The organism is Corynebacterium mendelii (genome assembly GCF_017307055.1).
Taxonomy (GTDB): Bacteria; Actinomycetota; Actinomycetes; order Mycobacteriales; family Mycobacteriaceae; genus Corynebacterium; species Corynebacterium mendelii.
In genome coordinates this window covers 373,374-397,888 of the sequence record NZ_JAFLEQ010000003.1, presented here as the reverse complement: position 1 = coordinate 397,888, position 24,515 = coordinate 373,374, and the positions used below count along the sequence as shown (strand labels likewise).

The window sequence follows — 24,515 nt, the reverse complement described above, 5'->3', positions numbered from 1 at the left end:
GCGGTGCCGGGGACAACCGCGGTGCCTTTGAGGGTGGTGGATTCCATAAGAGCATGTCTCCTTGACGATTGTGGGGTGCTGGCCGGCGGCGGCCGACAATCCTTTCCAAACGGCTGGCACCGGCTGGTGCGTGCCGCGACAAAAAGGGGCCGCCGCACCGGCCACAGGAAGGATGGCAACGGGCGGGACTGGATGAAAAAGCGGTGTGAAATTGTTCTCCGGCGGGCCGGATCACCGGTTCAGGTGGTAGCAGTACCGCCCGCGGCCTGCGGGCGCACGGTGTGCGCCCCGCCACGCCGGGGCGTGGGGGGAAAGCGTGATCACCCGCAAACCTACCATTGGCGGCAGTCACATCCCTACCGCGCCAGGCCGCGGGAAAACCGACCCCGGCGCACCCGGGCAGGCAGGTGTAGGGCATGATCGGTGGCAGGTGGGTCGTTGCCCGGCCTATTTTTGCCGGTAGGTACGGTAAAAAATATACCCCGCCGCGGCCGCCGCAGCGCGTCTTGCGCCGCGACGGCCGGGTGGTGCGGCCCCCGACAATCCCACGAAAAAGATTCCCCGCCCGACGAAAGCTTGTCCCCGCCATGATCAGCCCGTCCCCCGCCGCGGCACCGGCCGGACACACCGGTGCACCCATGTGCGTGACCTTCACCCCGAATCCGAGCCTTGACATCACGCTGCGCGCCGGGGAAGCCATAGTCCGTGACGAAGTGCACCGCATGGATGAGGTCACCACCGATGCCGGGGGCAAAGGCATCAATGTGGCCCGGGCCCTGTCCGCCCACGGGCTGCCGGTGTACGCGGTGGTTCCCTGCGACCCGCAGGATCCTTTCGTCCGGCTGGTCAGCCTCACCCGCACCCGCTTCGAAATCATTCCCACCGACCAGCCGGTGAGGGTCAACACCACCATCACCGAACCCGGTGGACACACCACCAAACTCAACGGGCCGGGACCGGTGTTCGACCCGGGGGTGTGGCAGGCCACCGAAACACTGCTGTCGCGCCGCGCCGCCGGCGCCCGCTGGCTGGTGATGGCCGGTTCCCTGCCCCCGCAGGCCGCCGACGACACCTACCCGGCGCTGGCGGTGGCTGTGAAACAACACTGTCCACAGCTCAATATCGCGGTGGACACCTCCGGGGCGGCGCTGGCGGCGGCAGCTGATCCGGCACGGGTATCAGGCGTTGATCTTCTCGCCCCCAACGCCCACGAACTGGTCTGTGTGCTCCACGGGCATGCACCGGCCACCGCCGACGACTGCCGGCGCCGTGCCCGGCATGCCGAACAAGCCGCCGCGGCGGGCGATACCGGCCCGGCCCGACGACTGTTGGAGGACTATTCCGCCCGCTGCGCCCGCGGGGGCGTGCCCGCCCCCACAGTGCTGCTGACCCTGGGGGCTGCCGGGGCCATGCTGCTGCAGGAGGGCACACTGTTTTTTGCCGCCGCCCCCAAGGTGCCGGTGGCCTCCACGGTCGGTGCCGGGGACTGCGCGCTGGCCGGGTACATCGCCGCCGAATCCACCGGCGCGGAACCCGACCGGGCACTGGCCGCAGCCGTCACCTGGGGTTCAGCGGCAGCCACCATTCCCGGCACCGGTATTCCCGGCCCCGAGGTGCTGGCCGACTGCCCGGTGGATGTCGTCGAGTTGTAGCTGAAACCGCCCGCCCCACCCCCCGCAGCCGATCCGCCGGGCGGAAAGATCGGCGGGAAGGGAAACGACCGGGTTTTTCACCACCCCGCCGGGTAAAAAAAACGACACACCAGACCCGTCCCCGAGGGGCGAGGAACCGGGTCCCGCACCTGGTCCACGCGGGCTGCCGCCATCCCACTAAAGCCCGGCCACCTGCAGTGACAACACCGGTTTTTCAATGTGCGCTGTGATCTTTGCCCTACCGCGGTCACCGCCGCCAACGGTGACACACTAGAGTGGAGGGCACCACCCCGGCGGATCGCCCCGGCTGCATGCCGCGGCGGGACGCCGGTTCCCGGATGATTCGGGAATGTTTTTTCATTCGTCAACGATTCCTCACGTGAATCACCATTACAACCGGCCACCGCCCGGATCTTTGCCCACGCTGTGCCGCACCCGCCCACCGGGCGGATGCCGCAGCCCCGGGTGGTTACCGGCACGGAAAGGATTACCCAGCATGGCTTCCAAGACAGTAGTTGTCGGCTCCGCCGTTGGACTGCACGCCCGCCCCGCTTCCCTGGTTGCCGAGGCCGCCAGCGAATACGACGACGATATCGAACTGACCAAAGTCGGCGGCGATGACGAACCCGCCGACGCCGCCTCCGCGATGATGATCATGGCCATGGGCGCCGAGCAGGGCGACGAGGTTGTCGTCACCTCCGACAACGCCGAAGCCGTCGAAAAAATCGCCGCGCTGATCGAGCAGGATCTGGACGCCTAAAAGTTTAGGGCCACCTCATTTTGTATCCCACCCCCCGCTTGTCCCGCCCCGCACGGGCAGGCGGGGGGTGGTTGTCATTGTCCACGCGGTACCGGCCCAGCCCACCCCGGACGGGTGCGGGGCGCATGTAACATCACCACCCCCGGTGACGTTGGTACCGGGTGGGTGCGTATCTTCTTACCCGTCAGGCCCCCGGCAGCGCCGGGTGCCCACCACCATGACCCGCCGGACCGGCCAGGCCCGCGGGCACTCAACCACCGACCCGGCAACGACACTGCTCATCCAGCAACCGGGCCGACGGAAAGGACACCACGTTGAGGAACAGGCTTTTCGCCACCATGACCATCTGCTCGCTGGCAGCCGGGGTTGTCACCGCGCCGGCAGCCACCGCCGCCCCGGCATTCGGGACAACGATTGACAAGGTCGACGGCGTCAACACCTGTGTGTTCACCGCGGACAGCGATGACACTGTTGCCGGCAGCATGCTCTCGGCGCGCAAACACTACAACGAACTTCGCTCCATCCTGCGCCGGGATATCCGCAAGACTCTCCCCGACCTGGCCGACAGTTTCAGCCGCGCCGATGCGATCACCGGCACCGCCGCCAGCCCGAAAGCCGGGTCCGTTGACAGCGACGAACTCAAAGAGATTATCGCCGCAGTCTCCTCGGCCATGGTCGAACGGGGCTACCACGAAGACGAGGTCTACCTGGCTTTCCACCACAGCCCGGCAGGCGAGACGGTGCGCCAGACCATCAAACCGGCCGATCTTGATCTGCTGCCGCCGCTGACCCTGACCGAGGCTCGTGTCTTCGGCACCCAACTCCCCTCGGACCCCAACAGCATCCCCAGCCGGGTCAAGCGCTATTTCCGCGCGGCCGCACAGCTGCGCGACTGGGCCCGGACGCTGCGGGACAATTCCTCGATCGCCCTGATGTCGAGTGTCAACACCGATGCGACCAACAAACTGCTGTCCTCGACCAAGGACATCACCAAGTATCTGCCCAGCGAGTTGGAGGCCATCGCCCGGGCCACGGTCAGCCGGTGCACCACGACGCTCACCCACAAGAACGTGCTAGACGGCTCCACTTCGTCGCAGTTGGTGAAAAACCCGATCCAGGGCGGCTCCTCGGATCCCGCGCGCAAAAAGCAGCGCGAGGCCCAGGGCGATTTCTTCACCGGCTCCGCCGAACTGTCCAGCGGGAAAAACACTTCCTCGGTCGACCAGTACAAGGAACTGTCCAGCGGTGATTCCAGCAACGACAAGGCGCGCTCCCGCAAGGTCGGCGTGCTTCTGGCTACCGTCGGTTTGGTCTCGTTCATCCTCAACATGCTGGTCAAGGCCTCTCCCCTGGCTGCCATCGGCGCCCGCATGTTCTCGGATATGCTGGCCCGCGCCCAAGCCGCCGCCAACGAAGGCCAGGAGCAGCAGGACCAGCCCGCCAACCAGTAGCAGGCTTCCTTCACACGGCGGCGGTCCCCGCGCTTTTCGCCGCGGAAAAACACGTCTGCCTTCGCCGCCGCCCGCTTTTTCTCTGCCGCACCCACCCGGGGAAGTTTTTCTCCTTCCCGCTGGGTGCGGCTTTTTCTGCTGCGCCGCTTCGCCTCACCGGGTTATCCACAGCCGCAAAAACCGGGCCGGGCGCACGCGGTCGACGGGTGGTGCCCAACGCGGACCGGTTTACCTGCCGCTTACCTGCGGCCGCCGAACCAGCGGCTCACCCGGCTTGAGCCGCCACCTCGTCTAGCAGCGGGTGACCGGCTGTGCGTGCGGTTTTGTGTGTCAGCTCACCCGAGCAGCCCACCGCTGCCCACTGCCGGGGTGCCGGTGGGTGCGGTCACCGGGGTGGTGAAGACAAGGTTACAGGAAGCTGACACGGCGAAATTCCACTTCATCAGTGTCCCCGACCTGCGGCAGACGGTTATCCCCACAGTTATCCACACCGGTTTTTGCCACGGCTGGCACATGGCGCGCGGCCGGGTTTTTTCTCCCCCCTCCGCCGGGACAGCGCCGTCGGGGCGGTGGTGCGGCAGGTGACTGTTTTTTGCGGAACAGGCGGCAAACCCCCGCCCGCGAATACGTCGGCGGGTGGACGAAGGCGGGGTGCCAACGCGTGAGCCAGGGCGGTGCCGTGGCTCACGCGGGACAGTGCCCCCTAGTTGTCCGCCTGACCGCTTCGGCGGACAGCAGCCATCTGCTGGCCTTCACCGACGCTGTTGTAGAGGAAGTTCAGCATCGGGTAGAAGATGATGATGCCGGCGCTACCCCAGGCGATACCCTGCAGTTCCAGGCCGAAAATCGACAGCGTCAGGTTGCCGATACCGGCAATCATCGCCACGGCCGCGGCCATGAGATTGACGGGATTGTTGAAGTTGACGTTGTTTTCCTGCCAGATACGCACACCCAGCATGCCGATCAGTCCGTAGAGCACAATGGTCGCCCCGCCCATCACACCGGAGGGAATGGTGTTGATCAGGGCCCCGAAGCGCGGGACGAAGGCCAGCGCCACAGCGGTGAGCGCAGCCACGAAATAGGCGGCGGTGGAATAGACCTTGGTCGCGGCCATCACGCCGATGTTTTCGGCGTAGGTGGTGGTGCCCGAGCCGCCGAAACCACCGGCCAGTGTGGTGGCCAGACCATCGGCGATCAGTGCATCCCCGGCCAGGTCGTCCAGGTTTTTGCCGGTCATGGCGGACACCGCTTTGACGTGCCCGACGTTTTCGGCGATCAGTACGATCACCACCGGCAGAGTCACCAGAATCGCCGACATATCGAAGCTGGGACTGTGGAAGGTGGGCAGTCCGATCCAGGCGGCCTGTTTGACCGCCTCAGTGGCCCCCGGATCCAGTTGCCCGGTGACGGCCGCATACACCCAGCCGATGATCACACCGGTGAGAATTCCCAGCCTGGCCAGCATGCCGCGCCCGCCGATGGAACAGATGAGAATGCCCGCCAACGTCACCGCGGCCACGGCCGGTTGGGCGGCGAAATCGCCGGCGGCCACCGGCGCCAGGTTCAATCCGATCAGGGCGACGATCGCGCCGGTGACAGCCGGCGGCATCACCGCGTCGAGGGCTTTTTTACCCGCCGCCTTCACCAGCACACCGATGGCGACCAGCACCAGGCCGGCCACCAGAATCGAACCGATCTGGGTGCCGATTCCCTGTGACTGGGTGGCCATCAACGGGGCGATGAAAGCAAAGGAGCTGCCCAGATAGCTGGGCAGCCGGTTGCGGGTGACAAGCAGAAACAGGATGGTTCCCAGGCCGGAAAACAGCAGGGTGGTGTTGACCGGGAAGCCGGTCAGGGTGGGCACCAGAAGAGTGGCGCCGAACATGGCGATCACATGCTGCATGCCGATGCCGATGGTGCGCGGCCAGCTGAGCCGCTCATCGGGGGCGACCACGCCGCCGGGGGTGATGTGACGGCCGTCGCCGTGCAGGGACCAGGAAGGTAAGACGCTCATGGGTATTCATTATGACCTGCGTGTCACCGACTGTGCGGGACCGGGTCCCGGCCGGTGTCAGAAACGGTCGGCCCGGCCGTCGGCCAGCCGCCTGGTGGCGGTGAAAGCCACCTCATCGCTGTCGCGGCCAAAGGCGGTGACCACAAACGACAGATCACCGTAGGCGTCCCCGGCCAGATTCGGGTTAACCTCACCGAAGGGGACGGTGATCCGGGTGGCGTCCGCATCAGCCAGCGGGAACGGACCCAGGCCGCGTTCCATCATCCCCTCGGCACCGGCACCGCGAACAAGATCAGCCAGCTGCCGGTTGAGTTTTTCGGCCTCGGCAACAACCGCATGCGCCTGGTCGACACTCATTTCCCGGCCGTCGGCCACCGCATCGATCAGGTCGTGGCCGTAGGGTGCCTGCTGCGGATGGTCGGCGTAGAAGGCGGCAAGCTCGGTGAGACCGGCCGGGCCTTTTTTCTGTGCGGCAAGCCAGCCGTCAAGCTCCTGCGCCCCCAGCACCCGGGTGGCGGCGTCAAGCGGCAGATCAGCCAGCGCCCGCCTCAGATCGTTCATCTGCGCCGTGGGCGGGATGAACAGGAGGTTGTGGGCTTTCCCGGCGTTGATGATGTGCGGATCATCCTCGGCGCTGACCAGGGTCAGGGTGCGGGCCGCGCTGCGGGGACGGCGGGCGGTGACTTTCACCCCGGCCGGTTGACTGTTGCGGGCGCCCACAGTGGTGCCGGTGTCTGTCGTGCTGTCTGTGCTGGCGCTGTCTGCGGTACCGGCAGCGGTGGTGTCCTCCCGGCCGCCGTCCCCGGCATGGTTGGTGGTGTCGATACCGCTGCGGCACAGCACCAGCTGCCCCAGCGCCACATCCTCCGGGGTGCGCCCGATGATCCCCAGATGCCCCTGCGGGCCGACGGCGGGAACCGCCCCCTGGATTCCGCAGCGCCGCGGCAACACCGCCGCATACAGCCCGGCGATCGCCGCCGGTTCAGTGATCTGCTGCGGGGTTCCGTAGACCACCGCCAGATCGGCCCACCCGGCGGCCATGGCCACCGCGGCACCGGTGGCGCCGTGCCCGGGGCTGCGCCACAGCGCATCCCGGGCGTCGACAACCTGCCCGCCCAGCCACGAATACCCGGCCGGAAGGTGACTGCCGACAAGCCCGTGGAGTTCATCGCCGTTGGTGTGGCCCAAAATCACCGCCCCGGCCGCTGTCAGCCGGGCGGCAACCTGTGAATCCCTGGTGGCGGAAAGCTCTTTCAGGGCGCCGGAACCCAGACTCGTCGACATTCCGGCCACCGGAATCGACCGGTCGAAAAGCACCACCATCTCATCCATGGGAAGGACCCGGCCGCGGGCCGGGGTGGTGGCCGCAGCACTCCCGGCGGCCCCGCCGCCGACCGCCGCTTTGGCCAGCCCGGGGTGAATCTGCTGTACCGCACGCAAATAGTTGTTGCCGCCGCGGATTTGCTCCACATAATGCGCCAGGGTCTGGGCCAGGGGGATACCGGCGTCGCGGCGCGCCTGCACCCGGTCGGCGGCCCCTTTGCCCCACATCACCCCGCCGACGGCAAACAGCTGCTCGGCGGTGTAGGCCCGCGACAGGTTCGCCGGAAGCGACAGGGCCACCGGTTTCTGGCCCGGGGTCTGGTTGACGGTGGCCGACAGTGTGAAACCGTCACCGTCCCGCCTGCCCAGCGGATTGTCGTCGGTTTGCGCCCACGCCCAACTGCCGGCCGCCACCATGGCGGCGATACCGGTGAGCGAGACAATGATTCGGGCGGTCTGTTTCACGCGCGGGCAATCCTTATCAATCCATGAGCCCTGCCGGGCAGGGCCATCCGGGGGCGGATGGTCGGTGACGGTCCGGCAGGGAAAAACACGCCACGGCGGCGGTGGCGCAAACGCTTGTGCCACTCACCCACCGCAGCCCATCCCACCGCCAGGTGGACAGAATGCGCGGACCGTTGAAAAAAGGGGCGTACCCATCCTAGGCCGCGTGAGATCACGGCGGGGCGATGAGCACCGACCCCGTGTCGCAGCCGGTGCCCTGCCAGCGCCGCCGAAAAAATCAGTCCCGCCGGGCCCGGGGATTGTCCCACGGATCAGGCTCATCGTCCGGGGTGTCGGAAAACTCCTCCAGGGCACAGGCCAGCTCCCGGGGAAGCCGCACATCCATGATCGTGCCCTCATCGGTGTACTGCTCGTTGAGGACGGTTGCCTGCGAGTGCAGGCGGGCGACCACATCACCGCGGGAAAACGGGATGGTGAAACGCTGGTGCACATCCAGGGTGTTCAAAAACACCTCCACCCGGGCTTCCAGCTCCCCGATGCCTTCGCCGGTTGCCGCGGAGACAAACACCGCATCGTCGAGCACATGCCTCAGCTGCGCCAGCACCAGCGGGTCAGCCGCATCGATCTTGTTGACCACGATGATTTCCGCGGGGGCCGGCGCCCCGGTCTCCCGGACAATGTCGGCGATCACGGCATTGACCGCCTCGATCTGCTTCAACGGAAACGCATCCGATCCATCAACCACATGCAGCACCAGATCAGCTTCCACGACCTCTTCCAGCGTGGACCGGAACGACTCCACCAGCTGGGTGGGAAGATGCCGGACAAAGCCCACGGTGTCGGTGAACACCACATCCCGGCCGTCGGCCAGCTGGGCTCGCCGGGTGGTCGGATCCAGGGTGGCGAACAGGGCGTCTTCAACCAGCACCCCGGCCCCGGTCATCGCGTTGATCAGCGAGGATTTTCCGGCGTTGGTGTAACCGGCGATCGCGATTTTGGGAATCAGCGACGATTTCCGGCGGGCCCGTTTGACTTCCCGGGCGGTGGTCATGCCTTTGAGCTGATGGCGCAGCCGGGCCATCTCCTGGCGCAGCCTGCGGCGGTCGGCTTCGATTTTGGTTTCACCCGGCCCGCGCAGCCCCACCCCGCCGTTGGATCCGGCCCGGCCGCCGGCCTGGCGGGACAGGGCATTGCCCCAACCGCGCACCCGGGTGATCAGATACTCCATCTGCGCCAGCGCCACCTGGGCTTTGCCCTCCCGGGATTTGGCGTGCTGGGCGAAAATATCCAGAATCAGCATCGTCCGGTCGATGACCTTGACGTCGAGGGCTTTTTCCAGGGCGATCATCTGGCCGGGTGAGAGTTCACCGTCGCAGATGACCGTGTCGGAGTTGGTGGCCTGCACCACCGATTTCAGTTCGGCGACTTTTCCCGAACCGATGTAGGTTCCGGCATCGGGTTTGTCGCGTTTTTGGTACGTCATTTCGGTGACCTGGGAACCGGCGGTTTCGGCCAGAGCCTTCAGCTCCGCCAGCGAGGCCTCGATTTCGGCGGTCGTGCCACCGGTCCACACCCCGACCAGCACCACCCGTTCCAGCCGCAGCTTGCGGTATTCGACGTCGTAGCCGTCGTCCTGTTCGGTGGTGTGGGTGTTGGACCGGCGGGTCAGGCTGCGCAGTGAGGAGCGCTGCTCCAAATCCAGCTCACCGGTGGTCGGCTCCGCCGGGGTGGGCGCCCCGGGGTGCGGCCGGGCGTGCTCGAGTTCCGCCTCATCGGTGTCGGCGGTGTTTTTCGGCGGAAGATGATCCCGGAATGCTTGCGCGAGAATATCGTCATTGTTGATCTGGCTCATTGCCCCCCATTGTGTCACGGGCCACCGGCCAACGGCTGCATTGTCCGCTGACGGCTGACAAACAATCCCGTACCTGCCCGGGTTTTACCGGCAGCACCCATGGCACATAGACTGACGTGCATGACACGCGATCTCGCAACTATCGGCCTTGATTTCGACCGCTGGGAAGATGCCGTTGAGGCGGCCATCTCCTCCGGACAGCTGGAGGTGACCGGGGAACTGCGCGGTGGGCAGCTGATCCAGTTCGAGGACCCCTCGGGGGCACGGATTGTGATTTTGGCCGCCCAGCCCTACGCCACCTGGGCGGGTTTCAATTCCACCACTTCCGCCACCGGGCATGTCTCCATGGTCAACGATGTGTTGGCCTACTGCGAAATGGTCGACGATGACGGCAACCAAATAGCCGCCGTCACCGCCAACCTGGCCCAGGGTCCGCTGATCGCCGAGGAACCGGTGATCCCCTGGCAGGACATTGCACTGACCGCCATGGGCATCGGGGTGACCGTCTACCCGGATGAGCAAAGCTACCGGGCGGCCGTCGGCGGCGAGATCGGGGTGATCGCCTCCCACGGGGCGGCCGTGATCGCCAATCATGACGGCTCCGCCGCCCCGGATGCCGGGGCAACCGTCACCGCCCGGATCACCGCCGCCGACTACCGCACCACCGCGCTGACCGGCCAGCGGTTCATCCACTGCGAGATCGAGTCGGCCTTCCCGGTCGATGTGGTGTTGCCCGATGCCGACACATTGCCCGAACCCGGCGCCGTGATCGCCGGCACAGTGTTGATGACCGCCTCGATCACCGCCCCGCAGGGCTGCGGCGGCGGGGGCGGCGGCTGCGGCTGCGGTGGAGGCGGCGGCTGCGGCGGAGGCGGCCACACCCCGGCCACGCCACCCGCCGACACCCCGCCTGCCGGCGGTGGTTGCGGCTGCGGCGGGGGCGGCTGCGGCAGCCACTAGACCGGCCCCGGCAGGCGGCGGGCGTGCTGACGGGAAAATTGGCACCCGCCGCAGGCCCCGGACCCGCCCCGGCGTCAGCTGCAGCGGGCGGACGCCGCGCGGGTGTTTTTCCACCCCCGCACCCGGCCTAGAATTGGTGTGCGGCGGCAGTCCCGCCGGTGTGACAGACCACCCGGGTGCACCGGACCGGCCACCGGTAGCCGAGTTTTTCCGATCACCAGCAGCAACAACCCAGCAGTTTCACAGCCAGATATGAACGATCCACTTTTCGACGACGAGCAGCCCGCGGGTGCCCCCCGCTGGCCGCTGGCGGTTGCCGCGCTGTGCTGTATCGCCCTGATCGGCTGGCTGAAAGTCACCGGGGTGATGCTCGCCGGGGTGATCCTGATGCTGATCTATTTCCTCCTGCACCAAAAGGGCAATCCGTCGGAGGCTGAGGCGCTGCGCACCTCCATCAAACTGTCGGCCGAAGACATCCGTGACGTGCTGGACGAATACCGGGATTTCCTCACCGGCAGCGAACCCGACCAGCAAGCCGACCGGATGCTGCACCGCCCGGCCCTGGCCGACAAGGACTGCGGCAACAGCGACATTGAGGCGTTTTTCTTCGCCTCCCAGACAGCCCACCGCTTCCTCGCCAGGCTTGATGCCCGGTTGGCCGCCGATTTGTCGGTGGCGCAACTGGATTCACTGCTGTCGGTGACCGACCGGCGGGCCCTGGAGATCAAAGAAGCCTGGATCACAGCCCGGCGCACCGCCCTGAGGTTGGGCACCGACTACGACCGCCGCGGTATCGCCGACGGCGGGTCCTGACCGGATGTCCGCGGCGTCTGTGACGCATTGACCGCAACAGCGGTGCTGTTTTTTCACACACCCCCACAACCGCCCCGGGTAACCGGCTTCGGCCGGTACGGGGCGGTCTTTTTTGCGCCGGGCGGTGTTTTTTTGAAAAGACCCAGGCCACACACCCTTATCAGTTGCCGCGCCAGTCGGTGACCATCTGTGTGTCAACCGTGCCCTCGGCGACAATCACCGACGGCCCGGTCAAGGTGGCTGCCCCGTCGTCGGTGATGGTGACCTCCAGGCTGCCGCCCGGTTCGGTGATGATCACATGCCCGCAGGTGCGGCCCGTATCCGCCAAAAGAGCAACCGCGGTGGCCACCGTCCCGGTGCCGCAGGCCCGGGTTTCCCCGGCCCCGCGCTCATGCACCCGCATGAACGCATGATCGTTGTCGTCGAGTGCGGTGGCGATCTCGATATTGACCCCGTCGGGGAAAAAATCCCGGTCGAATTCGAACCCGGCGTCAACAGCCAGGTCCTTCAGCCCGTCGAGGTTCAGTCCGGGCACGACACAGGCCAGATGCGGGTTCCCGCAGTCAACGGCCAGACCGGTCATGGTTGTCCGCCCCAGCATGCAGTCACTGACCCCCAGCAGCGTCGGGGTGCCCATCGAGACAGTGACTGTGGCTTGTCGTTTCGTGACATCACCGACGCTGACCGGACGGTTGCCGGCCCGGGTGCCGACATCGAATGTCCGGCCGGTGACATGTCCCCGGCTGGCCAGCCAGTGGGCGAACACCCGCACCCCGTTGCCGCACATCTCCGCGGTGGTGCCGTCGGCGTTGCGGTAGTCCATGAACCAGGATTCCGGCGACACCGACTCCGGGACGGCGCTGATGACCCCCGCCTCCACCAGCGCCCGGGTCCGGGCCACCCGCAGCACCCCGTCGGCGCCGATACCTGCCCGGCGGTCACACAGTCCGCGGATCAGCGACGGATCAACAGCTATCCGCGCATCCGGATCGTGCAGAATGACGAAATCGTTCTCGGTGCCGTGTCCCTTGGCGAAAGCAATGGTTGTCATGGATGCGATTCTAGTTCGGCCACCGCCTGCCCCAGGGTGTCGCCCGTCGCGTCAATCCACCGGATGCGGGGATCCCGCTTGAACCAGGAGCGTTGGCGGCGTACGTAGCGCCGGGTACCGGTGATGGTGCGCTCAACCATCTGTTCGGCGGTCAATTCCCCTTGAAAATGAGCCAGCACCTGGGCGTATCCGATGGCCCTGCCGGCGGTGGATCCGGCGGCGAGACCATGGTCATCGACCAGGTGGCGCACCTCGTCGACCAGACCGGCATCAAACATGGCCCTGGTGCGCTTGTCGATGCGGGGATTGAGCCACTCGGAGCGGGTGGACAAACCGATGATCCGGGTGCCCCAGTGCGCGGTGCGGCCGATAACCGGCTGACTCGCCGCATAGGGTTGGCCAGTCAGTTCGATTACCTCCAGGGCGCGCACGGTCCGCCGGCTGTCGAAATCCTCGATGGTGGCGGCGGCTTCCGGGTCAATCTCGGCCAGCCGCCGGTGCAGCCCCACGACACCGATCTCGTCGAGCAGCCGGAAGTATTTGCGCCGCACCTCCGGATCGGTCGGCGGGAAACGCCACTGGTCGATCAGGGACTGGATGTAGAGCATCGACCCGCCCACCAGCACCGGGACCGCGCCGCGGGCCATGATCGCGGCAATGTCTTTTCCCGCCTCTTTCTGGAAACGGGCCACACTGGCCGGTTCGGTGACATCCCACACATCAAGCTGGTGGTGCGGGATGCCGCGGCGCTGGGCCACCGGCAGCTTCGCCGTGCCGATGTCCATCCCCCGGTACAGCTGCATCGAATCGACGTTGACGACTTCCCCGCCGTATCTCTCACACAAGTTCAGCCCCAGCTCCGATTTCCCGGAGGCGGTGGGTCCCACCACGGCTATCGGTCTGATCGCCCGGTCACCGGGCCGGCCGACCGGCGTGGCGGAAGGCCCACTCGGGAGGTTTACATCTGCTGCGGTGTCCACGACGTCACAGCCTATCGTGGGCGCCAACAATGGGAAAACCACTGCCGACCACCGGGCAGGGCGGCGCAAACAGCCGGCGACAGGCCGGTTTTTTCCGTCCCGTCGGTGTTGACTGCCACACCCGCGCCACCTGCCAGGTAAACTGGTTGAAGACATGCGTTTACCCCAGGGCAGGTGGCGGGACCACATGGTTTCCCCGGAGGGTTTCGCCCGGTTGTTCCCGGCAGCCCCACCATCCCACCCAGGCGGCATGTCGCATTGTTCGACAAGCACCGCGGCCACGGTTTTGTTGTGGCCGCAGGATGTAACCGGCTGCCGTGTCGCGCGGCAACACAACCAATTGGAGACCCTCATGACGAACCGGCCCATCCCCACTCCGGGCCCCCGTCCCGGACCCCGCCCGGGACACACACCCGCCAGGCCCGTGGCACCCGCCGCCCCCGTCCACCGTTCCGACCCGTCGAAATGGGGCCGGGTGGAAGACAACGGCGAGGTCTTCGGCACCGGACCCGACGGGCAGGAAATGCATGTCGGCTCCTGGCAGGCCGGAACACCCGCCGAGGGGCTGGCCCACTACGGGGTCCGTTTCGACGATCTGGCCACCGAAGTGGAGTTGATGGTCACCCGGCTGTCGACCCACCCGGAGGAAGCCGGGTCGATCAAAAAAGCCGCCACGCAGCTCAAACAGTCCCTGCCGACCCAGACCGTCATCGGTGATCTGCCTTCCCTGGACAAGAAACTCGACACCATCATCACCGACTGTGACGCCGCCGGCGAACAGGTGAAAAAGCAGCGGGAACAGCGCCGGGCGGCAGCTATCGCCCGGAAAGAGGAACTCGCCGCCGAGGCCGAGCAGCTGGCGGAAAACTCCACCGAGTGGAAAGCCGCCGGCGACAGGATCAAAGAGATTCTCGCCGAGTGGAAGACCATTAAGGGCATCGACCGCAAAACCGACGACAAACTGTGGAAGCGCTACGCCGCCGCCCGCGACAATTTCGACCGCCGCCGCGGCTCCCACTTCGCTGAACTCGACCGCACCCGGCAGGCCGCCAAACGCGCCAAAGAGGCAATCATCGCCAAAGCCGAGGCGATCAAGGATTCCACCGATTGGAAAGAAACCGCCCGCGATTTCCGTGACCTGATGAAGGAATGGAAAGCCGCCGGCCGCGCCCCGCGTGATGTCGACGATAAACTCTGGGAGCAGTTCCGCAGTGCCCAAGACCACTTCTTCAACGCCCGCAATGCGGTCAGTGAGGAGCGCGACAAGGAATTCATCGACAACGCGGCCAAAAAAGACGCTCTCATCGAGCAGTATTCGCCGCTGATCGACCCGGACAAGGATCTGGACACCGCCCGCATCAAACTGCGTGAACTGCAGGACAAGTGGGAGGAAGTCGGATTCGTTCCACGGTCGCGCATCAAGGAGTTCGACAACAAGATCGGCGAACTCGAGCAGCGGGTGGCCAAAGCCGCCGATGAGCTGTGGCGCCGCACCGACCCGGAAGCCCAGGCCCGCGTAGCCCAATTCACCGCCAAAGTCGCCGAATTCACCCGCCAGGCCGAGGAAGCCGAAGCCAAGGGCAACGCACAAAAAGCGAAGAAAGCCCGGGAGCAGGCCGCCCAGTGGCAGGAATGGGCCGACACCGCCCAAAATGCCATCGACGGGCGGTAGAACAACACCGGGCCCCGCACGAGACATCACACACCAGCAGCTTTCCTCGACCCCACCGGGTATCCGGAGCAATCCGGTTCCACTCGGTGGGGTCGGTGTGGTGGTGGCACTTTCAGAAATGTACGAAACGATGTGTCTGGAGAAATAAAGCACCCGGTTGACGCACAGTTACCAGCCGTGATCACCCGGGTCAGCTGCCCCACGCCGTGGTGTGCCGACCGGGTGGAATGGCACAGAGACCAACCCACAGACAGCAGTGGCGGCCACCGGGCGCGAAATGACGGGCGACCCGCCCCCGCGAGAGCCCCCAGAATGGCTTCGCACGAACGGGTCGCGTTACTCCGGGCCGCGGAAGGAGGGCGGAGCCGGAGCATCCGGCAAAAGGGGGTGGATCCGTGGAAGGCGGTTGTCCCCCTTGTCAGGCCCGGCTACAGCTGTTCGCGTAAGCCGGACATTGGGAATTATAACCCTTCGCCCCTTCGGAGTTGAGTCCTGCGGGCAAATATGTGCCAGCTGATGCACACATCACCCCCGAAAAGGCAGTGCCGCGGGGTCATGCCGTCCCACCAGCAGTTCCTGGAGGGTCTTTACGGTGTGTTCCCCGGCTGCCCACCACCGGTGGTGTCCCCTTGTGTGCCGTCCTGGCCGAGCATCCGCTGGCGGCGCCGTTTCGCCCGGTCACGGCGGTCGTCGGTGAAAGGATCGGTGTTGCCGGCCCGCTTGGCCTCCAGCACTTCCAGCTGGGCGAGGGCCAGTTCACTTTTCGGGGTGACGGTGCGCCGTTGCGCATCCAGCTGCCACTGTTCCTCGGTGCGCTGGATGGTCAGAACTATCAGCACCAGCACCAGCACAAATGTCGCAGCGGAGGCGAGAAACAGCCCGATACCCGGGCCCGTGCCCAGATCCCCGGGGCCGCGGACCTGACGCTTCCACACCGCCAGCATGGAGAACATGGCGGCGGTGATGGTGACAACAACTCCCATCTGCGCCAACGCCCGGTTGGCGGTGACAGCCACCGCCAGTCCCAGCAGTTGGGCGATCAGCGCCAGCCAGACGTAGGACATTTCGATGGTCGAGGTCGATGCCGCCATGGCTTTGTCGGAACGGAACAGCACATCCAGTCCGCTTACTGACCCGGAATGCGGCAGCACCAGCGCCACGACAAACGTGACGAACAACGCAATGAGGATCCAGCGTGCTCCGCCCAGCGGCACGGTGGCTGATGCACGCCGTTCGCGCTGCGCCAATTCGGCGGCGAGTTCCTGACTGCTGTGGTCCATGGTTCTCCTCGGTAAGTCACATCGTATCCCGCCCCTGACGGGCGGGCCTAGCCCAATCGTAGCCGCCGAACCGAATGCGGTCGGTATCCGACAACTCCCGCACCACCGCAGGCCACCCGCACGTCGGCGGGCACAATCAGCGGCAGGGTGTCAGCCGCGGCTGCAGCCGCCGACAGAGACCGGTTCGTTTGCCGGACGCCCGATACGCGGCAGCCCCAGCCCCACCCCGGTGGGCCCGGTCTGCGGGCGTTGCCCGGCTTCATGGTGGTCGCCGGCTTTTGTCCGGCGGTGGGAATGCACCCCGGAATCGGCCAGCAGATGGTGCGGCCCGGCATCGGTGAGCGTGACGGTGACGAAATCACCGGGCCGCACCGACCGGTCGATGTGGCCGTCGGGGGCGGCAGTGGTCGAAAAGTGCACCAGACGGCCATCGGCGCTGCGCCCGGGCATACGGCCACGGGCTTTGTCCTTTTTGGAGTCCCCGGCCTGGACGAGCAGTTCCACGGTAGTGCCGACCAGTGCCCGGTTTTCCTGCAGGCAGATTTTCTCCTGCAGCTCCATCAGCCGCCCGTAGCGTTCGGTGACCACCTCCGGGGGAACCTGGTCCGGATAGGTGGCGGCCGGGGTTCCCGGACGCGGGGAATACTGGAAGGTGTACGCCGAGGAGAACCGGGCTTTTTCCATCACATCGAGAGTGGCCTGGAAATCCTCTTCGGTTTCACCGGGAAAGCCGACAATGATGTCGGTGGTAATGGCGGCACCGGGGATTTTCTCCCGCACCTCGTCGAGAATCCGGAGAAATTTTTTGGTCCGGTAGCTGCGCTTCATCTCTTTGAGAACCTTGTCCGAACCGGACTGCAGCGGCATGTGCAGCTGCGGGCAGACGTTCGGGGTGTCGGCCATCGCGTCAATGACGTCGCTGGTGAATTCCGCCGGGTGCGGGCTGGTGAAACGCACCCGCTCCAGTCCGTCGATGTCACCGCAGGCCCGCAGAAGTTTCGAAAAAGCCGACCGGTCGCGTTCCAGGCCCGGGTCGGCGAAGTGGACCCCGTAGGCGTTGACGTTTTGCCCGAGCAGGGTCACCTCGACCACACCCTGGTCAACCAGTGCCTGGACTTCCGCCAGAATGTCGCCGGGACGCCGGTCGGCCTCTTTGCCGCGCAGCGAGGGCACAATGCAGAAAGTGCAGGTGTTGTTGCAGCCGACCGAGACACTGACCCACCCGGCGTAGGCGGATTCCCTTTTCGCCGGCAGCACCGAGGGGAACTGTTCCAGCGAATCAACGATTTCCAGCTGTGCGGTCTGGTTGTGTTCGGCACGTTTGAGCAGCGCCGGGAGTGACCCGATGTTGTGGGTGCCGAAAACGACATCCACCCAGGGTGCTTTGTCGATGACCACCGAGCGGTCTTTCTGCGCCAGGCAGCCGCCGACGGCGATCTGCATTCCGGGATGGGAATCCTTGACCGATTTCAAATGTCCCAGGGTTCCGTACAAACGCATATCCGCGTTTTCCCGCACCGCGCAGGTGTTGAGAACCACCAGATCGGGTTCGACGCCTTCCCCGGCCTGCCGGTAGCCCGCCTGTTCCAGCAGCCCGGCCAACCGTTCTGAGTCGTGGACGTTCATCTGGCAGCCGAATGTGCGCACCTGGTAGGTGCGGGCGGCGGCAGTCGATCCGGGGCTGGTGGAATGTTGCTGGGAAGTCACGGGGTGCAAGTCTATAAGCCCCAGGCACAGGGGAAAAATCGCCTCACGGGTGACCGGATGCTTCCTGACCGGCTATCCTGTGCCGCCCAATTCGGCGATGCGGTCATCGAGCGCTTTTTTCGCCAGGGACATCGACATGGACTGGGGGAAACCGCGCCTGGCCAACACCCCGAGGATGCGGCGCAGGTATTTGTCGTACATCGCGCGGTCGGCGGGCACGGCGGTGATGCGGGAAGCTTTTTTCACCGCCAGGGCTGTTGCGGTGCGCTCTTCGGCACTGTCATCGAGCTGGTCGAGTGCTTCCCGCCGGATCCCGGCGGGCACTTTTTTCTCCCGCAGTTCTTTGTCGAGCATCTGCCGTGATTTACCGCGGCGGGCGTGGCGCTGCCGCACCCATTCGGTGGCGAAAGCCAGATCATCGACCAATCCGGCCCGCTGCAGATCATCGAGCACCATCTCGGTGAGTTCGGGATCGAAATCGAGTTGTTCCAGCCGGTCGGCCAATTCCCCCCGGGAGCGGGAACGCTGATTCAACAGCAGCAGCGCGCGGTGGCGCACCTCAGCCTTGTTTTTTTCCAGCAACGGATCCACCAGACCGCCGCGGGGATTGTGCGCGGCATGCTCCACGGCCTTTTTCAACGCCTCAATAACCCGCGGATCCGGTCCGGCACCGCTGTCCGGACTCTGCGTTCCGTCCATGTCTTTGTCGCCTCCTGACATCTCTTCCCCGCCTGTGACAACGCTTGGTGCCGGCTCGTCCTTCCCATACGGCAGCACCCCAGGGGCTGTGTCCTCCCCCGGGGTGCGGCAGCGCCACCAGGCGCTTTTCCACGTGTCTGTTTACTCGTCCTGCTCGTCATCCAAATCGACGTTGGGCACCACATCGATGGGTTCATCCGACAGCTCATCATCGTCGACGGCATCGCCCATACCGACTTTGGCGAAAATTTTCTGCTCGATCTCGTCGGCCAGCTCCGGGGTCTCTTTCAGGTAGAGGCGTACTTTTTCCTTGCCCTGTCCGAGCTGGTCACCGTTGTAGGTGAACCAGGAACCGGATTTTTTGATGATGCCGTTTTCCACCCCCAGGTCGATGATCGACGATTCCCGGGAAATGCCTTCGCCGTAGATGATGTCGAACTCGGCGATCTTGAACGGCGGGGACACTTTGTTTTTGACCACTTTCAAACGGGTCCGGTTGCCGATGGCGTCCTGCCCGTCCTTCAAGGTCTGGATCCGGCGCACATCACACCGCACCGAAGAGTAGAACTTCAGCGCTTTACCGCCGGTGGTGGTCTCCGGGGAGCCGAACATCACACCGATCTTCTCACGCAGCTGGTTGATGAAAATGGCGGTGGTGCCCGAATTTGACAGGGCGCCGGTCATTTTCCGCAGTGCCTGGCTCATCAGACGTGCCTGCAGACCGACGTGGGAATCACCCATCTCACCTTCGATTTCGGCCTTCGGGGTCAACGCCGCAACAGAGTCGATGACAATAATGTCGATCGCACCGGAACGCACCAGCATGTCGGCGATTTCCAGGGCCTGTTCACCGGTGTCGGGCTGGGCCACAATCAGGTTGTCGGTGTCGACGCCCAGTTTGCGGGCGTATTCCGGATCCAGGGCATGCTCGGCGTCAATGAATGCGGCGATACCGTCGGCTTTCTGGGCCTGGGCGACAGCATGCAGGGCCACGGTTGTTTTACCGGAGGATTCCGGACCGTAGACCTCGACGATCCTGCCCCGCGGGAAGCCCCCGATGCCCAGGGCGATGTCGATGGCGGTGTTGCCGGAGCTGATAGAGGAAATCGGGGGGCGGGAATCATCGCCCAGCATCATGACAGCACCTTTACCGAAGTCCTTCTCAATCAACGCCATGGCGTCTTTGAGGGCTTTCTGGCGGTTCTCCCTGGTGGAGGGAATCGGCTGCTTTTTCTTCTTCGGGGGCATGGGCTGGTGTCCTTTGCTGTCTTTTAAAAAACTGTGTCGTGGCGGTGGAAGCGGGATTGTCACCGCATTATCCGGAGTGCGGTGAAACCCTCCACATAATTTGGACCGGACTTCCGGCCGATCGGCTCCATGAAAGGGATATTTCTCCCGGACAACCCCTTTTAAGGGGTGGGGCCCGGGTCCGGTGGGCCATCTGCCCACCTGCCGGATTCGACCCGCACGTGCCAAGGATAACGACCGGTCTGTGACCGGCTGCAACTATACACGCACATCTGTTCGACACGTTCGATCTTCCGCCCAGCGTGTCGCGGGCCGACGCCTTCCCCAACCCATCAGGCACCCGCAGCCACCCGGTTGGATGCAGAGTCACGCATTCACACCGGATGGTGTTCACGGGGCCGCAAGAAACCCGCGGGGGCTGCCGGCACTCCCGCGGCCACCGGCTGCGGGCGGTGTGACCGGCCCGCTTTTGGTGGAAAACGGCTAGTCATCGGGTCCGAGCCTGCGCAGTTCCGGAATCTCGAAGTCGTCGCAGATGGCCCACCAGATATCACGCAGGGGCTCCCCCTGCTCGATCAGTTCGTTGGGGGTTTTGCCGTATTCGCGCAGCACATGGGAGTTGAGCATGAACGGCCCCCTCATGTCGCCGAATTCAGCCTCGATGTTGCGGCGGAAGTCCGTGTACTGCATGGCAGGCGATCCTACCCGCCCCGGGGGTGGCACCGCATCATTGAACACTGTTTAACCATTGGCGGTGGACGTGTACCATGCAGCACGTGAAAGACAACAACAAAAACATCGTCTCCGACATCGCTTTTGCGGCAGTGTTCGCTGCCCTGATCGTCGTGCTGGCTTTCGTATCCATCCCGACCGCATCCGGTGTGCCGATCGTGCTGCAAAACGCCGCCATCATTCTCACCGCCCTCATTCTCGGCCCGAAGAGGGGCTTCTATGCCGTTGCCCTGTTCTTTGTTCTGGCCGCCGTCAACCTTCCGGTTCTCGCCGGCGGCCGCACCCTGTGGGCGGCTGCGGCAGGCCCCACGGTCGGCTACCTGATCGGCTACCTGCTCAGCCCCCTGGCTGCAGGATGGGTATCCGCCGGTGCCACCAGGTCGAAGGTCCGCATGACGGTATTTCTGGCACTGGGTTCCCTGGCCGGGTTCGCCGTCCAGTACGCCTTCGGTATTGGCGGGCTGATCCTGCGGGCCGGCATGGATCTGAAAGCAGCACTGCTTGCCCAGGTTCCCTTCCTGCCCGGCATGGGCATCAAACTGGTGATCATCTGCGTCATTGCCGTCGGTGTCCACATGGCTTTGCCGCATCTGCGAAACTTCAGGCAACTGACCGTCAACGCCTGATCCCACCGATTCGCCGCGTGTCGCCCGGCGCCGTTCCCGGCTGCTGTCTGCCCCAGGACTGCAGCCGGTTTCGTCTGCCGCATCCCCCGCGGCACCGGCTGATTTTTTCCCGTCCGTTTTTACCGACCGCCAGCAACTGGAGCCACCGTGCCCGTTATTCATTTTGATCACGTGAGCCTGACTTACGGTAGCCGCGAGGTCCTGACGCACATCGATGCCACCCTCGCCGAGGACCGTATCGGCATTATCGGCGCCAATGGCGGCGGCAAATCGTCGATGATCCGGCTGATCAACGGTCTGACTTCGCCCACCACCGGCACGGTCACCGTGGACGGTGTCGATGTGAAAGACAAACCGAAAGACATCCGCAAACGGGTGGGGTTCGTCTTCGCTGACGCCGACAACCAGATTGTCATGCCCACGGTCAAAGAGGACATCGCCTTTTCCCTGCGGCGTTTCAATCTGGGCAAAGCAGAGCGCGACTGCCGGGTCGCCGCCGCCATGGACAGGTTCGGTCTGGCCGGCCACGCCGACCACTCCCCCCACCTGTTGTCCGGCGGCCAAAAACAGATGCTGGCGTTGGCGGCCGTGACGGTCATTGAACCGGATGTGCTCATCGCCGACGAGCCGACAACACTGCTCGACCTGCGTAACCGACTCAATATCCGGCAGGTGTTCGACACTCTCGACCAGCAGCTGATCGTGGTGACCCACGATCTTGATTTTCTGCGGGGCTTCGACAGGGTGCTGTGCCTTGACCGGGGGATGATCGCCTGTGATGGCAGCCCCGATGAGGTCATCGACTTCTATGTCCGTCTCATGGGCGGGATGTGACAGCGGACATGGTCAGGGAGATACCGCTGGGCGTCTATGTCGACAAGGATTCGGTCATCCACCGGCTTCCCGCCGGCTGGAAATGTGTGGCCGTGTTCGTGTTCATCATCGCCTCGAACGTCATCTGCCACACGTTCTGGCACGGCCTGATCTGTGTGGCGCTGGCCGCATCCGGTTATGTGCTGGCGAAAATCCCGCCGCTCACGGCGTGGCGGCAGGTGTGGCCGGTCCTGCCGTTTATCGCCTTGATCAGCGTGATGATGGTGTTTGCCAAAGGCATTGACGCGACCGCCACCACCGCCCTGGTGCTGCTGTCGAATATTATCGCCGCCACCGTGATGACGCTGACCGTGCGGGTATCGGAGATGATGGATCTTCTCGACACATCTCTTGCGCCCCTGGAACGGTTCGGTTTTCCCGCCGCCCACATCTCCCTGGCAGTGAGTTTGACCATCAGGTTGATTCCGCTGCAGCTGGCAACCGTCAACGATGTGCTTGATGCCCGTAAAGCACGGGGTCTGGGGGCCTCGCCTGCAGCCTTCGGCACCCCGGTGATCATCCGGTCGATCCGGCGGGCCGAACATATCGCTGATGCTCTCACCGCCCGGGGCGCCGTTGACTGATCACGCCACCGGCAGCCGGGACGGCACAGAAATGATCACCCCGGCCTGCTCTCGGTGAACAGGCCGGGGTGATCTTTGTTGTCAGTTTTCAGACCGGACGCGGCCGGGCAGTAACCGCCGCGGCGCTGTCGGGTGCGGGAGATGCCGACGTGGGTGTCCTGTCCCCCGCCGACGGCTATTCGCCGCGCAGTTCCTTCAACTTTGCCTCCACTGCGGCATCAGCCGGATTGGCGGCATCAGACTGTTTGGGGGCTTCGATCTGGTGGTCGGAGTCGGCTGCACCGGAGGAGATGGCCTTGCCGCCGGACATTTCGGCACGGATGGCTTCCAGCCGGGAGTGTCCGGCCATTTGCACGCTGGCCTGGCGGACTTCCTCCATGCGGCCCTGGACGGAATTTTCAGCCAGTTCCGCCTGGCCGAGTGCCTTGGCGTAGCGGGCCTCGATCTTGTCGCGGACCTGATCAAGGTTGGGGGCCGAGGAACTCGAACCGATGGCGTTCATCGACTGCAGCGACTCGGAGACCTTCTCCTGCATCTTGGCCTGCTCCAACTGGCTGAGCAGCTTGGTGCGCTCGTTGACCTGCTCCTGCAGCTTCATCGAGTTGCGTTCCACGGCGCGCTTGGCTTCTTCGGCCTGACGCAGAGCCTGGTCGTGCAGCTTTTTGGTGTCTTCGACGTTCTGCTCGGCCTGCACCAGCTGGGCGGCGAAAGCCTCGGCGGCGTTTTCGTAATCGACGGCCTTGGCGGCATCGCCTTTGTCACGGGCCTGCTGCGCGAGATTCAGCGCCTGCTTGGTGTTGGCGTTGAGCTTTTCGACATCAGCCAGCTGCCGGTTGAGCTGCATTTCCAACTGACGCTGGTTGCCGATAACAGCAGCGGCCTGCTGCGACAGCTCCTGGTGCTGGCGCTGTGCTTCTTCAATGGCCTGCTGAATCTGGATCTTCGGATCAGCGTTCTCCTCGATCTTGCTGTCAAACAGAGCCAACAGGTATTTCCAGGCTTTCGAAAACGGGTTAGCCATAACTTTTTTGTAGCTTTCTTTGTGGGAGGTTCAGTGCGGCGCCACGCCCAGCGGACAAACATCATCCCCCGTCACGATCGGGGGAAACGTCCACCGGGAATGTCACCGGCAAAAGGTGCGCAGAAAAAACAGCTCCGGGGCTCCCGGCGGCAGCCCGCGGCAGGAGGCAGTGTGCATAGTACCCACCACCCTACTACCAGCGCGGGAGACAGGTGATGGGCGGTCGATCAACCAGCTGCAACCGGGTTGTTTTTGCCCGGTCGCGTCACTCAGACGCCCTGCACGGCAGCCAGGTCGCTGTCGGCGGAGGACACGGCCATGGAACCGGCGGCTTCAATGAGCACATCCGCCACGGAGGTCCCCAGGGCGTGGCAGACCGCGGCCAGAAGCTCGGAAGAGACTTCTTTCCGGCCGCGTTCCAGTTCCGACAGGTATCCCGGTGACACACAGGACAGCTCAGCCAGTTCACGCAGGGTGATCTTCTGCTCGGCACGGAAGGACCGCAAAGCGGCTCCGAGTGCTTCGCGCAAAAGCGGCTCCGCCGGCCGTTCAGCGGGCCGAACGTGTCGGACGTCGAGAATTCGTGGGGCAGTCTTGGTAACCATCACTTCGTTCAACGGACAACCTCGACGGTTTGTTCCCGGCAGTCATCGGCGCCGACTGCCAGATTGTGCAGACCACCACCTGTACGGGGGGATACCGCCGTGCCGCCCCGAGGGCGGACAAACACCCTCCCACCTGGCCCTGGCCGC

The 24,515-nt window shown here is 64.9% G+C and carries 21 protein-coding genes; 9 read left to right on the top strand and 12 right to left on the bottom strand.

What is annotated here, in order from left to right; all coding sequences use genetic code 11:
• Positions 1–587 precede the first annotated feature (587 nt).
• From JZY06_RS01540 to JZY06_RS01530, 3 genes are all read left to right on the top strand, one after another.
• On the top strand, positions 588–1,652 hold the full coding sequence (locus JZY06_RS01540; protein ID WP_207117896.1) for a 1-phosphofructokinase family hexose kinase: 1,065 nt from the start codon (positions 588–590) through the stop codon (positions 1,650–1,652).
• A gap of 496 nt (positions 1,653–2,148) precedes the next feature.
• Entirely contained in the window at positions 2,149–2,412 is a 264-nt protein-coding gene (locus JZY06_RS01535) for an HPr family phosphocarrier protein (protein ID WP_207117893.1), read from the top strand.
• Between the two features lie 314 nt (positions 2,413–2,726).
• A complete protein-coding gene (locus JZY06_RS01530; protein ID WP_207117890.1) occupies positions 2,727–3,863 on the top strand; it encodes a hypothetical protein in 1,137 nt (378 codons plus the stop codon).
• 703 nt (positions 3,864–4,566) lie between these two features.
• Here the strand turns inward: JZY06_RS01530 and JZY06_RS01525 are convergent.
• The 3 genes from JZY06_RS01525 to hflX all read right to left on the bottom strand — a co-directional run bounded on the left by JZY06_RS01525 (position 4,567) and on the right by hflX (position 9,517).
• Positions 4,567–5,877 carry a uracil-xanthine permease family protein gene (locus JZY06_RS01525; RefSeq protein ID WP_207117887.1) on the bottom strand — a complete coding sequence of 437 codons (1,311 nt, stop codon included), beginning with the start codon at positions 5,875–5,877 and terminating at the stop codon, positions 4,567–4,569.
• 57 nt (positions 5,878–5,934) lie between these two features.
• Entirely contained in the window at positions 5,935–7,665 is a 1,731-nt protein-coding gene (locus JZY06_RS01520) for an amidase family protein (RefSeq protein WP_207117884.1), read from the bottom strand.
• Positions 7,666–7,942: 277 nt separating this feature from the next.
• Positions 7,943–9,517, bottom strand: coding sequence for a GTPase HflX (gene hflX / locus JZY06_RS01515; RefSeq protein WP_207117880.1), 1,575 nt, complete (start codon positions 9,515–9,517; stop codon positions 7,943–7,945).
• A 120-nt stretch (positions 9,518–9,637) separates the two neighbouring features.
• Here hflX and JZY06_RS01510 point away from each other — a divergent pair, with 120 nt between their 5' ends.
• Both JZY06_RS01510 and JZY06_RS01505 read left to right on the top strand, forming a co-directional pair.
• Positions 9,638–10,477 carry a hypothetical protein gene (locus JZY06_RS01510; RefSeq protein ID WP_207117877.1) on the top strand — a complete coding sequence of 280 codons (840 nt, stop codon included), beginning with the start codon at positions 9,638–9,640 and terminating at the stop codon, positions 10,475–10,477.
• Positions 10,478–10,729: 252 nt separating this feature from the next.
• The gene (locus JZY06_RS01505) at positions 10,730–11,290 is read left to right on the top strand and encodes a hypothetical protein (protein ID WP_207117874.1); all 561 of its coding nucleotides are present in this window, start codon (positions 10,730–10,732) and stop codon (positions 11,288–11,290) included.
• 160 nt (positions 11,291–11,450) lie between these two features.
• Here the strand turns inward: JZY06_RS01505 and dapF are convergent, their stop codons facing one another.
• Together dapF and miaA are read right to left on the bottom strand one after the other, a co-directional pair.
• Positions 11,451–12,341 carry a diaminopimelate epimerase gene (gene dapF / locus JZY06_RS01500; RefSeq protein WP_207117871.1) on the bottom strand — a complete coding sequence of 297 codons (891 nt, stop codon included), beginning with the start codon at positions 12,339–12,341 and terminating at the stop codon, positions 11,451–11,453.
• Complete coding sequence (gene miaA, locus JZY06_RS01495) at positions 12,338–13,231, bottom strand: tRNA (adenosine(37)-N6)-dimethylallyltransferase MiaA (RefSeq protein WP_377768911.1); 894 nt, start codon at positions 13,229–13,231, stop codon at positions 12,338–12,340. The genes dapF and miaA overlap by 4 nt, the downstream gene beginning before the upstream one ends.
• Positions 13,232–13,661: 430 nt before the next feature.
• Here miaA and JZY06_RS01490 point away from each other — a divergent pair, with 430 nt between their 5' ends.
• On the top strand, positions 13,662–14,993 hold the full coding sequence (locus JZY06_RS01490) for a DUF349 domain-containing protein (RefSeq protein ID WP_207117865.1): 1,332 nt from the start codon (positions 13,662–13,664) through the stop codon (positions 14,991–14,993).
• 587 nt (positions 14,994–15,580) lie between these two features.
• On the opposite strand, the gene JZY06_RS01485 is transcribed toward JZY06_RS01490, so the two are convergent.
• The 5 genes from JZY06_RS01485 to JZY06_RS01465 all read right to left on the bottom strand — a co-directional run bounded on the left by JZY06_RS01485 (position 15,581) and on the right by JZY06_RS01465 (position 20,617).
• On the bottom strand, positions 15,581–16,273 hold the full coding sequence (locus JZY06_RS01485; protein WP_207117864.1) for an Rv2732c family membrane protein: 693 nt from the start codon (positions 16,271–16,273) through the stop codon (positions 15,581–15,583).
• Between the two features lie 150 nt (positions 16,274–16,423).
• Positions 16,424–17,989, bottom strand: a complete 1,566-nt coding sequence (gene miaB, locus JZY06_RS01480; protein WP_255568353.1) for a tRNA (N6-isopentenyl adenosine(37)-C2)-methylthiotransferase MiaB — start codon at positions 17,987–17,989, stop codon at positions 16,424–16,426.
• Positions 17,990–18,052: 63 nt separating this feature from the next.
• Positions 18,053–18,679, bottom strand: coding sequence for a regulatory protein RecX (locus JZY06_RS01475; RefSeq protein ID WP_207117862.1), 627 nt, complete (start codon positions 18,677–18,679; stop codon positions 18,053–18,055).
• Between the two features lie 141 nt (positions 18,680–18,820).
• Positions 18,821–19,927: a recombinase RecA gene (gene recA, locus JZY06_RS01470; RefSeq protein ID WP_207117859.1), complete on the bottom strand. Its 1,107-nt coding sequence runs from the start codon at positions 19,925–19,927 to the stop codon at positions 18,821–18,823.
• Positions 19,928–20,410: 483 nt separating this feature from the next.
• Positions 20,411–20,617 carry a DUF3046 domain-containing protein gene (locus tag JZY06_RS01465; protein WP_207117857.1) on the bottom strand — a complete coding sequence of 69 codons (207 nt, stop codon included), beginning with the start codon at positions 20,615–20,617 and terminating at the stop codon, positions 20,411–20,413.
• A gap of 77 nt (positions 20,618–20,694) precedes the next feature.
• On the opposite strand from JZY06_RS01465, the gene JZY06_RS01460 reads away from it, so the two are divergent.
• The 3 genes from JZY06_RS01460 (at position 20,695) to JZY06_RS01450 (ending at position 22,742) form a co-directional block, all read left to right on the top strand.
• The gene (locus JZY06_RS01460; RefSeq protein WP_207117854.1) at positions 20,695–21,285 is read left to right on the top strand and encodes a biotin transporter BioY; all 591 of its coding nucleotides are present in this window, start codon (positions 20,695–20,697) and stop codon (positions 21,283–21,285) included.
• A gap of 147 nt (positions 21,286–21,432) precedes the next feature.
• On the top strand, positions 21,433–22,119 hold the full coding sequence (locus tag JZY06_RS01455) for an energy-coupling factor ABC transporter ATP-binding protein (RefSeq protein WP_207117851.1): 687 nt from the start codon (positions 21,433–21,435) through the stop codon (positions 22,117–22,119).
• Positions 22,120–22,127: 8 nt separating this feature from the next.
• Positions 22,128–22,742 (top strand): energy-coupling factor transporter transmembrane component T family protein, encoded by a 615-nt coding sequence (locus JZY06_RS01450; RefSeq protein WP_207117849.1) that lies wholly within the window; start codon positions 22,128–22,130, stop codon positions 22,740–22,742.
• 175 nt (positions 22,743–22,917) lie between these two features.
• On the opposite strand, the gene JZY06_RS01445 is transcribed toward JZY06_RS01450, so the two are convergent.
• Both JZY06_RS01445 and JZY06_RS01440 read right to left on the bottom strand, forming a co-directional pair.
• Complete coding sequence (locus JZY06_RS01445; protein WP_207117847.1) at positions 22,918–23,763, bottom strand: PspA/IM30 family protein; 846 nt, start codon at positions 23,761–23,763, stop codon at positions 22,918–22,920.
• Between the two features lie 269 nt (positions 23,764–24,032).
• Entirely contained in the window at positions 24,033–24,368 is a 336-nt protein-coding gene (locus tag JZY06_RS01440) for a helix-turn-helix domain-containing protein (RefSeq protein WP_207117844.1), read from the bottom strand.
• Between the last annotated feature and the right edge of the window lie 147 nt (positions 24,369–24,515).

Bases quoted from the DNA above. Each gene is read 5' to 3' on its own strand.
- JZY06_RS01485 (WP_207117864.1), bottom strand. From the start codon at position 16,273: ATGGACCACAGCAGTCAGGAACTCGCCGCCGAATTGGCGCAGCGCGAA.
- JZY06_RS01525 (WP_207117887.1), bottom strand. From the start codon at position 5,877: ATGAGCGTCTTACCTTCCTGGTCCCTGCACGGCGACGGCCGTCACATC.
- JZY06_RS01540 (WP_207117896.1), top strand. From the start codon at position 588: ATGATCAGCCCGTCCCCCGCCGCGGCACCGGCCGGACACACCGGTGCA.
- JZY06_RS01440 (WP_207117844.1), bottom strand. From the start codon at position 24,368: ATGGTTACCAAGACTGCCCCACGAATTCTCGACGTCCGACACGTTCGG.
- JZY06_RS01510 (WP_207117877.1), top strand. From the start codon at position 9,638: ATGACACGCGATCTCGCAACTATCGGCCTTGATTTCGACCGCTGGGAA.
- dapF (WP_207117871.1), bottom strand. From the start codon at position 12,341: ATGACAACCATTGCTTTCGCCAAGGGACACGGCACCGAGAACGATTTC.
- JZY06_RS01465 (WP_207117857.1), bottom strand. From the start codon at position 20,617: ATGCAGTACACGGACTTCCGCCGCAACATCGAGGCTGAATTCGGCGAC.
- hflX (WP_207117880.1), bottom strand. From the start codon at position 9,517: ATGAGCCAGATCAACAATGACGATATTCTCGCGCAAGCATTCCGGGAT.
- JZY06_RS01450 (WP_207117849.1), top strand. From the start codon at position 22,128: ATGGTCAGGGAGATACCGCTGGGCGTCTATGTCGACAAGGATTCGGTC.
- JZY06_RS01475 (WP_207117862.1), bottom strand. From the start codon at position 18,679: ATGGACGGAACGCAGAGTCCGGACAGCGGTGCCGGACCGGATCCGCGG.
- JZY06_RS01445 (WP_207117847.1), bottom strand. From the start codon at position 23,763: ATGGCTAACCCGTTTTCGAAAGCCTGGAAATACCTGTTGGCTCTGTTT.
- recA (WP_207117859.1), bottom strand. From the start codon at position 19,927: ATGCCCCCGAAGAAGAAAAAGCAGCCGATTCCCTCCACCAGGGAGAAC.
- JZY06_RS01505 (WP_207117874.1), top strand. From the start codon at position 10,730: ATGAACGATCCACTTTTCGACGACGAGCAGCCCGCGGGTGCCCCCCGC.
- JZY06_RS01535 (WP_207117893.1), top strand. From the start codon at position 2,149: ATGGCTTCCAAGACAGTAGTTGTCGGCTCCGCCGTTGGACTGCACGCC.
- JZY06_RS01460 (WP_207117854.1), top strand. From the start codon at position 20,695: ATGCAGCACGTGAAAGACAACAACAAAAACATCGTCTCCGACATCGCT.